This is a genomic window from Streptomyces sp. NPDC055140, assembly GCF_053607285.1.
In genome coordinates, this window is the sequence record NZ_JBSGTG010000071.1 from 1 (window position 1) to 9,929 (window position 9,929).

6 protein-coding genes and 3 pseudogenes are annotated in these 9,929 nt (G+C 69.2%); 7 read left to right on the forward strand and 2 right to left on the reverse strand.

The annotated features are described in order from the left end of the window. Positions 1-72: 72 nt before the first annotated feature. Together ACWFR4_RS46385 and ACWFR4_RS46390 are read left to right on the forward strand one after the other, a co-directional pair. Positions 73-335: pseudogene (locus ACWFR4_RS46385) on the forward strand (transposase); the annotation flags it as partial. 1,057 nt (positions 336-1,392) lie between these two features. Further along, complete coding sequence (locus ACWFR4_RS46390) at positions 1,393-1,647, forward strand: DUF6417 family protein (RefSeq protein WP_453657718.1); 255 nt, start codon at positions 1,393-1,395, stop codon at positions 1,645-1,647. Between the two features lie 150 nt (positions 1,648-1,797). Here the strand turns inward: ACWFR4_RS46390 and ACWFR4_RS46395 are convergent, their stop codons facing one another. Next, the gene (locus tag ACWFR4_RS46395; RefSeq protein WP_453657720.1) at positions 1,798-3,927 is read right to left on the reverse strand and encodes an amylo-alpha-1,6-glucosidase; all 2,130 of its coding nucleotides are present in this window, start codon (positions 3,925-3,927) and stop codon (positions 1,798-1,800) included. 144 nt (positions 3,928-4,071) lie between these two features. Between ACWFR4_RS46395 and ACWFR4_RS46400 the strand changes: the two genes are divergently transcribed. The 5 genes and pseudogenes from ACWFR4_RS46400 to ACWFR4_RS46420 all read left to right on the forward strand — a co-directional run. Next, on the forward strand, positions 4,072-5,124 hold the full coding sequence (locus tag ACWFR4_RS46400; RefSeq protein ID WP_453657722.1) for a LacI family DNA-binding transcriptional regulator: 1,053 nt from the start codon (positions 4,072-4,074) through the stop codon (positions 5,122-5,124). A 57-nt stretch (positions 5,125-5,181) separates the two neighbouring features. After that, complete coding sequence (locus ACWFR4_RS46405) at positions 5,182-6,423, forward strand: sugar ABC transporter substrate-binding protein (protein ID WP_453657724.1); 1,242 nt, start codon at positions 5,182-5,184, stop codon at positions 6,421-6,423. Next, positions 6,420-7,547, forward strand: coding sequence for a carbohydrate ABC transporter permease (locus ACWFR4_RS46410; RefSeq protein WP_453657726.1), 1,128 nt, complete (start codon positions 6,420-6,422; stop codon positions 7,545-7,547). The genes ACWFR4_RS46405 and ACWFR4_RS46410 overlap by 4 nt, the downstream gene beginning before the upstream one ends. Next, entirely contained in the window at positions 7,544-8,440 is an 897-nt protein-coding gene (locus ACWFR4_RS46415) for a carbohydrate ABC transporter permease (RefSeq protein ID WP_453657728.1), read from the forward strand. The genes ACWFR4_RS46410 and ACWFR4_RS46415 overlap by 4 nt, the downstream gene beginning before the upstream one ends. A 101-nt stretch (positions 8,441-8,541) precedes the next feature. Then, positions 8,542-9,468, forward strand: a pseudogene (locus tag ACWFR4_RS46420) (alpha-amylase family glycosyl hydrolase); the annotation flags it as partial. Here the strand turns inward: ACWFR4_RS46420 and ACWFR4_RS46425 are convergent. Continuing rightward, positions 9,469-9,771, reverse strand: a pseudogene (locus tag ACWFR4_RS46425) (ISAzo13 family transposase); the annotation flags it as partial. It lies immediately after the preceding pseudogene. Positions 9,772-9,929: the final 158 nt, after the last annotated feature.

Genomic DNA, 9,929 nt, shown 5'->3' on the forward strand with positions numbered 1-9,929 from the left:
ACCATCGCCTTTCCCACCCAACCCCAGACCGTCCTCGCAACCGCCGCTTGACTCCTTAACCGCATCGGATGTCTGATCACCGACGCCACCGGCATTCCGCTCGCCGTCACCCTGACCGGCGGCAACCGCAATGACGTCACCCAGCTGATCCCGCTCCTCCAGGCCGTTCCGCCCGTGCGGGGCCAGCGCGGCAGACCTCGGCGCCGCCCTGACGTCGTGCTCGGCGATCGCGGCTACGCCCATGACAAGTACCGCTGTCTGGTCTGGGGCCTCGGCGTGAAACCGCTGATCGTCCGCCGGGCACCGGACACGGCTCCGAACTCGGCGCCCAACGCTGATTTGTGGAGCGCGTGTTCGCCCGCCTCGTCCGCGCGGGCGGTGCCGGACCGGGATCGGTGTCGGCGGGAAGCTCCCGTGGGCTCGGGGAGACCACCCGCGGGCGACTGAGTGATGCCGGGCACACACGGCCAGGACCCCGCTTCACCGGGGGCCTGCGCCGTACGGTCGCACGATTCTTCGACGCCTGGCGTGTCACGGCCGCCGTACCGGTAGTCGAGCGCATCGCCGACGAACTGCTCGACGCAGTGCGGCCCCAGTCCACGGCCACCGACCTGTTCAGCTCCTTCGAGCAGGTCCTTCCATGCAGGGTGCTGATGGAACTCCTCGGCATCCATATCGCCGGCCAGTCCACCACCGGTCAGCTCATCGCGACCGTGCTCCGCCGGGCCCTGACCGAGCCCGGGGTCTGGCCGCGCGCGGCCGAGGAGGCGGGGCTGGCCGAGGCATGGGTGGAAGAGGTCCTGCGACGCGAGCCGCCCGTGACCACCTGGCGCAGGGTGACCGCGCGACCCACTCGACTGGGCGGCGTGGAACTGCCGGGCGACGCACAGGTGCTGCTGATGCTAGGTGATCCGTTCCACGATCAGGCAGTACACCCCACGCAACCAAGGCATCATAACCCCAGGTCAGCCCAGACTTTCGGAACTGGTGGGCACCCTGACAACCCCTCACACGCGCACTCCAGCTCCTCGACAGACCAGAAGAAGGAAGAGCGAGCAAGGGACAGGACCGGAGCGCGCGTGCCCGGGAGCCACCGCGCTGCGTCCCCATGGCGCGTCGGCCCCCGCGCTGCGCGACCCTGCGGGCACCCTTGGCTGAGACGTTCACGCGGCATGCGACCAAGCCCGACCTCGAGTATCTGACCCGGGTCGCCGAGCAACACCTTCAGGGCTGGTACCGGGAGCGAGATGTGCTGCCCAGCGGAATCGAGACGGTGGAGGGGGATCGTGGCGCGCATCGTGCGCGAGACCGGGCTGGACCAGGTTCAGCCGATCGACCGCTGACCCTCGCCGTCAGGGCCCAGCCCGACAGGTCACGGATATGGGTAGGTCCGTGCGGGTGCTCGGACAGCTCTTCCAGATGCTCCTGGTCCTGGCGGTCGTTACCCAGGACATGAACTCGGATGCCACCAGCCTGATCCCGGCGCAGGACGCCACGGCGCACCGTCTGGAAATGCTCACCCTCGACGAAGCTCACGACCTTCTACGCCTTCTTCAACTGATTGCTGCGGAGGGCCTGGACGAGCTGAGTGAAGAAGCCGAGTGGTTCGCCCGGGAGATTGCCGCGCGTATCCCCTCGGAGAACTGACCGCGATGATTCAAGCCGTCCGGGCGGGGACGTTGCTGACGTCACATCAGGGACGGGAGGGCAGGCACGAAGCACACCGCCGGCGGGGGACTTGGACATGTGCGGTGTGCTTCGTGCCTGGTTCGAGGGGCAGCGGCTCGGGCGGCGTGGTCAGGCGGTCACCTCGAGGGGCGCCGACGTGCGCGTACGCGCCGTGCCGTCCGCCGCGACCGACACCGTCAGCTCGTGCCCGGCCACGTTCAGGCCGGAGACGGTGAGCGGCAGCAGGCGGCTCTCGACCGGGCGGATGGTCAGGGTTCCTTCCGGTGCGTTCGCCTGGAGACCGAGGAGTGCCTGGAGCAGGGCGACGGATGACGCGGCGGCCCAGGCCTGGGGGCGGCACGACGCCGGATACGGGGCCGGGCGGGCGGACGCGGAACGGGCCGTGCCCGCGAAGAGTTCGGGAAGGCGGGAGTCGAAGGCGGGCCCGGCCGCGATCAGGTTCTCGGCGAGGCGCCGGGCGTGGTCCGGGAATCCGGCGCGGGCGAGTCCCTGCACGGCGATGGCGGTGTCGTGCGGCCAGACGCTGCCGATGTGGTAGCCGAGCGGGTTGTAGCCGCCGTTGCTCGTCGCGTAGGTGCGCAGACCGAACGCGTCGGCCAGAGCGGGGGAGAGGAGCCGTTCTGCGAGGGTGGCTTCCTCTTCGGGGTTGAGCAGGCCGGTGCCGAGCAGATGCCCCATGCCGGAGGTGACGGCGTCGACCGGCCGCTTGTCGGCGTCGAGCGCGATGGCCACGTAGGGGCCGTGTTCGTCAAAGACCCAGAAGGTGCGCCGGAAGGCCTCCTGCAGGCGTGTGGCCCAGGCCCGGTAGCGGTCTGCGCCAGGCCGGTCGAAGGCGTCGAGGAGTTGGGCACCGGCGACGGCCGCCTCGTACGCGTACGCCTGCACCTCGCACAGCGCGATGGGCGCGGTCGCGAGGGAGCCGTCCCTGAAGCGCACCGAGTCGCCGGAGTCCTTCCAGCCCTGGTTGGCGAGGCCGGTGCCGGTGGAGTCGATGTACTCCAGCAGGCCGTCGCCGTCCGGATCGCCGTACTCCACCAGCCAGTTGAGGGCGGCTTCGAGGTGTGGCAGCAGGGCGGCGACCTCCGTGGACGGCATGCCCCAGCGCCAGGCGTCGTGCAGTAGGCAGATCCACAGCGGGGTGGCGTCGATGGTGCCGTAGTACTGCGCGGGCAGGCGGGTGCCGTCGTCGAGTTCCTGCGTCTCGGCGCGTACCTCATGGAGGATCTTGCCGGGCTGTTCCTCTGTGGAGGCAACGACGTTGCGGCCCTGTCGGCGCGCGAGCGTGCGCAGTGTGCCGGCCGCGAGTTTTGTCCCCAGCGGCAGCAGCATGCGCGCCGTCCACAGGGAGTCACGGCCGAACAAGGTCAGGTACCAGGGCGCGCCCGCTCCGGCGAACACGTCGCCGGGAGCCTCGGGGTCGCAGAGCAGGAGCCGGGTGAGGTCCTGCTCGGCCCGGCCGACGAGGCGGGTGAAGTCGCCGTCCGCGCTGTCGAGTCGGAGCTGCGCCCAGGGGCGGTCCTGGTGCGCCGCCGGGCCGAAGGGGGTCGGGGTGTCGGTGGCGGCGCGGCCTTCGAGGGCGCAGGTCCAGCTCTCGCCCGGAGCGAGGCAGACCTCGAAGGTGAAGGCGCCGCGGGGGCCCAGGGCCGAGACGCCGGTCCGGGCGGCGGTGTCGTCGGTGCGGGCGGTGAGCGTCATCCGCGCGTCGTGCGCGGACCATGTCAGACGGTCGTCCTCGCCTCGCGGTTCGTACAGGGGAGTGGTGGCCCCGCTCTTGACGGCGTCCATGGCGGCGAAGTCGCTCTCGGCGGTGACGGTGACGGTCGACCGGGCGTGCAGAGAGCCGTGGTTGGTGAGGGACAGCGTCTCGGTGAACCGGCCCGGTGCGACGGTGCGTTCCCTCAGCAAGGTCACTGCCGGGTCGGCGGTCTGCTGCGCTGTTCCGCGCAGAACCGCGTCGAACGTGGCCCGGTCGGCGCTCTGCAGAACGGAGTTGGTGGGGGCCGGGCGGCTGCCGTCGACGGTGATGTGCAAGGAGCGCAGAAAGCGGCGGTCGCCGTGGTAGAAGCCGTCGACCGGCGCCGCGAGGTCGCCGTCGGGGCGTGAGGCCACGAAAGAAGGCGCCGACAGGACGAGCACCGCATCGTGGACGAACGGCTGGCCGCCGGACGCGGAGACGGGTGCGGGAAGGTCGGGCGACTGCGCTGGGGACTGCGTTTGCTGAGGAATCTGTTGCGTCATCGAGACGGGACCTTTGGCCTTCGTTGCTGCCGTGTGCGGCATGTACAGTGACGGAAATTCGTGCTTGGATCGATCCAATCAGGCATTGGATCGATCCAAGCCGGTTCGTGTCCACACCGTACCCGACGTTCTGTATGGATTGAAATGAACAAAGATGTTCCCGGCGGGAGTTCAGGACCGGCGGCGCGGCCGCCGACGATGGCCGATGTCGCCCGCCGTGCCGAGGTGGGCAAGCAGACGGTGTCCAATGCGCTCAACAAGCCGGAACTGCTGCGGCCCGAGACGCTGGCCCGGGTGAAGACCGCCATCGAGGAGCTCGGATACCGGCCCCACACCGCGGCCCGCTCGCTGCGCCGCCGTGAGTCGCGGACGATCGGCTTCGCCCTCGAACGCAGCGTCGCCGGGCGCTCCAACGCGGTGAACGACCGCTTCCTGCACGCGCTGGCGGCCGCGGCCGGGTACCGGCTCCTCGTATTCTCGGTCGACTCCCGCGAGCAGGAGATCGAGCGCTACGACGAACTGCTGGGGGAGCAGGCCGTTGACGCGTTCGTCCTCGACCGCACCGCCACCGACGACCCACGCCACCGCTGGCTCCACGACCGGTCCGTGCCCTTCGCCGCGTTCGGCCGCTCCTGGAGCGACGAGGACTTCGGCGACTGGGTGGACGTCGACGGCGCGGCAGGCATCGAGGCCGCGACCGAGCACATGGTCGCGGCCGGGCACCACAAGATCGGCCTGCTGAGCTGGCCCGTCGGCAGTGGGACCGGTGACGACCGTACACAGGGCTGGCGGCGCACCATGAAGCGGCACGGCCTGCCCGCGCGCGGGCTCACCGCGGCGACCGCCAACCGGCCCGACGCCGCCCGCCGGGCCGCGGGCACGCTGCTGGACAAGGGCGTGAGCGCGATCGTGGCCGTGAGCGACGCGCTGGCGCTGGGCTGTTACGACGCGCTGCGCGAGCGCGGGCAACGGCCGGGCACGGACGTCGCGGTGACCGGTTTCGACGACTCGCCCTTCGCGGAGCTCCTCGACCCGCCCCTGACCTCCGTGGAGCAGCCGCTCGAAGAGGCCGCCACGGAATGCGTGCGGATGCTCGTCGAGCGAATCGCCGACCCCCGACGCCCCTGTGAGCAGCGGCTGTTGACGCCCCGGCTCGTGGTCAGGGACAGCTCCGGACCCGCTGCCGCGGGCGCCTGACCCCGCAGCCCCTTCCATCCTCGCAACACGGCACTCGCCTTCATCAAAGGAACGATCATGAGCCGCACCCAACTGCCTCTCGTCGCCTGCGTTCTGTCGGTCTCGCTGCTGTCCACGGCCTGCTCATCGGGGTTCGACAAGGACGCCGGGCAGGAGAACTCGGGCAAGCAGGACATCAGGGTCCTGATAGCCACCTCCGGCCCCGCCGAGACCAGTGCCGTGAAAGAGGTGGCCGCCGCCTGGGCGAAGGACTCGGGCAACTCCGTCACGGTGGACGTCGCGCAGAACATCGACCAGCAGCTCGGCCAGGCCTTCGCGGGCAGCAACCCGCCGGACGTGTTCTACACATCGGGCGACCAGTTCTCCACATACGCACAGCGCGGCGCGCTGTACGCCTACGGGGACAAGCTCGACGACCGCGACGACTTCAGTCCCGTCCTCACCCGGGCCTTCACCTACGACGACAAGCTGTACTGCGCGCCGAAGGACCAGTCGACCCTCGGGCTCGCCGTGAACACCACCTTGTGGAAGAAGGCCGGGCTCACCGAGACCGACTACCCCAAGACATGGGAAGAGCTCGAAGCCGTCGCCAAGAAGCTCACCGGGAAGGGTGTCACCGGTCTCTCCTTCAACCCCGACTACGCCGAGATCGGCCCCTTCTTCAAGCAGTCCGGGTCATGGCTGACGAACCCGGGGCAGACCAAGATGACCGCGACCGACGCCGGCAACGTCAAGGCACTGACGTTCGTCAAGAAGCTGCTCAACGAAGGCGTCCTGAAGTACCCGAAGGACCTGGGGTCCGGGTGGGGCGGCGAGGCCTTCGGCAAGGGCAAGGCCGCGATGACCGTCGAGGGCAACTGGCTGGCCGGGGCGATGAAGAAGGACTATCCCGACACCGCGTACAAGGTGCTCTCCCTGCCGGAAGGCCCCGGGGGCAGGGGCACGATGGCCTTCACCAACTGCTGGGGCGTCGCCGCCAAGAGCAAGCACCGCGACGCTGCCGTCGACCTGATCGAGCAACTCACCGCCGACTCCGCCCAGTTGAAGTTCGCCAAAACGCTCGGCGTCATGCCGTCGAAGACGACTCTGTTCGACACCTACAAGCAGCAGAACCCCGGGTCGACCGCATGGGCCGACGGCGCCGCCTACGCCCAACTGCCCGTGACCGCACCCGGAATGCGGCAGGTCATGGCCGAGTTCAACACCTCCTTGGCCCAACTGGCGGACAGTGACCCGAAGAAGCTGCTGAGCGACCTGCAGAAGAACGGCGCGAGCGTCCTGGGCGGTAACGCTCGATGAGCACCGTCACCGCCACCAGCACGTCGGGTACCGGCTCGGGGTCTCAGACCCCCGCGGCCGTGCGCCGCCGGCCGCGCCGTGAGGGCCGCCAGGGGCTGTGGGGCTGGGCCTTCGTCAGCCCGATGGTCGTGGTGCTCGGGCTGTTCCTGGCGCTCCCCGTCGTCATGGCCCTGTGGGTGAGCCTGCTGGACTGGGACGGCCAGTCGAACCCGTTCTCGGGAGCGGCCGACTTCGTCGGACTCGACAACTACAAGGGTCTGTTCGCCGACCAGGGGCTGACCCGGACGCTGTTCATGACGTCCCTGCGCAACAACCTCTACTACGTCCTGCTGGTCGTCCCGCTGCAGACGGCGCTCGCGCTGGGCCTGGCCCTCGCCGTCAACCAGCGGCGCCTCAAAGGCAAGGGAGGCTTCCGCACGGCGTTCTACTTCCCGTCCGTCACCAGCTCCATCGCGGTGTCCACGGTGTTCCTCTTCCTGTTCCAGAGCAGCGGAGCCGTCAACAACCTGCTGAAGTGGGTCGGCATCCAGGGACCGAACTGGTTCACCGACGCACGGGGTCTCGTGTGGGTGGCGCTCGGCGGGGTCGGTCTCGTCGACCCGGACCGCCCGCCCGCCGCACTCGCCGACCACGGTGTGCTCGGCCTGTCATGGTGGGACTGGCTCTCCGGACCGTCCGTCGCGATGTGCACCATCATCCTGCTGGTGATCTGGACGACGTCCGGCACCTTCATGCTGATGTTCCTCGCCGCCCTGCAGGACATCCCCGAGGCCCAGCTGGAGTCCGCCCGCCTCGACGGCGCCAACCGCCGGCAGACGCTGCGCCACGTCATCCTGCCGGCGCTGCGCCCCGTCCTCTTCCTGGTGATCACGCTCGGTCTGATCGGCACCTGGCAGGTATTCGACCAGGTGTACGTGATGAGCCAGGGCCAGCCCGCGAACACCACCCTGACCCCCGCCTTCCTCTCGTACAGCCTGAGCTTCAAGGACGCGCAGTACGGGACCGGCGCCGCGATCTCCTTCGTCCTGCTGGCGATCATCCTCGTCATGACGGGGATCCAGCGCTTCGCGCTGCGCGAGCGCGACGGCCGTGGATGGCGTCGCACGAGGAGGACCACCCGATGACCACTGCGACGGTGACAAAGCACGCGTCGGCCACGGCGCGGAGCCGGCCGCGTGAGCGGCGGCGCAACATGCAACTCGTGGGCACACTGGTGATGTCGGCGGTGGCACTGGTCTACCTCATGCCGTTCGTCATCCAGGTGGCCACGACGTTCAAGACCGATCCCCAGGCCGCCGCCTCGCCCCTCGGCCTCATACCGGACCCGCTCTCACTGGCGTCCTACCGGCAGCTGTTCACCGGCTCCGAGGGCGTGGCGTTCCCGACCTGGCTGGGCAACTCCGTGTTCATCGCCGTGGTCGTCACGGCGGGACGGGTCTTCTTCGACTCGCTGGCCGGCTACGCGCTCGCCCGCCTGCGCTTTCGCGGCCGCGGACTGCTGACCGTGCTGCTCATCTCGGTGATGGCCGTGCCCGGTGTCATCCTGATGATCCCCAAGTTCCTGGTGGTGCAGTACCTGGGGATCTACGACACCTACACGGCGATGATCGTGCCGCTGCTGGTGGACGCCGTCGGTGTCTTCGTCATGAAGCAGTTCTTCGAGTCCGTTCCGCGGGAGATCGAGGAGGCGGCCCGTGTCGACGGCGCCGGCATCCTGCGCACCTACTGGTCGGTGGTCCTGCCGATGGCCAGGCCCGCGCTGATCACCCTCACGATCCTGTCCTTCCAGGGCTCGTGGAACGAGTTCACCCACTTCGTGGTCACCGCCCAGTCCGCCGACCACGCCACGCTGACCACCGGTCTCGCCCAGTTCGTCTCGGGCGGCCTCGGATCCGGCACCCAGTACCCACTGAAGCTCACCGCCGCCCTGCTCGCCACGATTCCGGTCGCGATCGTCTTCTTCTTCTTCCAACGCCACTTCGTACGCGGCGGAAACGCGGGAGCGCTCAAGGACTGAGCGCACGACACGGTGGCGGACAGCAACCCGCCGCCATCCCGCCCAACCAACCCCCCCGTACTGCCGCCCCCTTTTTTTTGAGAGAGCCAAGCGAAACCCACATGAGCACCACCGCACCTGCTCCCGCCACCCCCGCACTCGCGCCGTCCGCCCCGCGCGACGACCCCTGGTGGCGCACAGCGGTCGTCTACCAGATCTACATCCGCAGCTTCCGTGACTCCACCGGCACGGGAACCGGCGACCTCGGCGGCGCCCTCGAGCGCCTGCCGTACCTGCGCCGCCTCGGCGTGGACGCGATCTGGCTCAGCCCGTTCTATCCCTCGCCCCAGCACGACCACGGGTACGACGTCGCCGACTACGAGGGCGTGGACCCCCGCTTCGGCGATCTGGACCTGATGCGTCAAGTCATCGACCATGCACATGCGTTGGGCCTGCGCGTCATGATCGACATTGTTCCCAACCATTGCTCCACCGACCATCCCTGGTTCCGGGCCGCGCGGGCAGCCGCTCCAGAAAGTCCCGAGCGCGCCCTGTTCCACTTCGCCGACGGCCGTGGCCCGGGCGGTGCCGAACCTCCCAACAACTGGCGCTCCATCTTCGGAGGCTCCTCGTGGGCCCGCACGACGACGGCCGACGGTACGCCCGGCCAGTGGTACCTGCACTCCTTCGCCCCCGAACAGGCCGACTTCAACTGGGCCGACCCACGCGTGGGCGACTACTTCGAGTCGATCCTGCGGTTCTGGCTCGACCTGGGCGTGGACGGCTTCCGGATCGACGTCGCCCACGGCCTGCACAAGCAGCCCGGTCTGCCGGACGACCCGCAGGCAGCGCTCGACGAGACCACCGGCGACCCCGTCAACTCCGCGGCCTGGAACCGCCCCGAGGTCCACGAGGTCTGGCGTCGCTGGCGCGCGCTCACCGACGCGTACGAGGAGCGGGACGGCCGTGCCCGCGTCCTGGTCGGGGAGATAGGCGTGCTCGACCCCCGCCAAGTGGCGCTCTACCAACGCCCCGACGAGCTCCACCAGAGGCTCGACCAGACTCAGCAGTGCCGTCCGTAATCCAGGGTCGAGGTCCACGACGCGTTTGCGTCCGCCGCCCGGCTGCCGCACTCGCCCCACCAGAGGATCGCCTGCCTCCAGGTCGGACATGCCTTTGCGAACCGTTGTCCCGCTCACCCCGGCCGCCCGAGCCACGGCCCGAATGCCGCCATGTCCCAGCGCTCGGGCCTCCGCGGCCATCAGTAGCCGCCGCTGTCGTTCGTCCAGGTGCGGGAACAACACCGCAAACTTCACGGCAAGTTGATCACAAGTCTCGTCCGGGATGCGCATACGACACCAACGAGCCCCAGCGCTGAAAGCAACACCTTGATGATCGGCAGGCCCTTTAAGGGCTGTCCTACCTTCTTGGCGTGGGCCTGCTCTGGTCGTTCGTAGGATCGGAGGGCCCGGGGGCTTCGGGTATGGCTGTAAAGGTTGAGCCGCTGGAT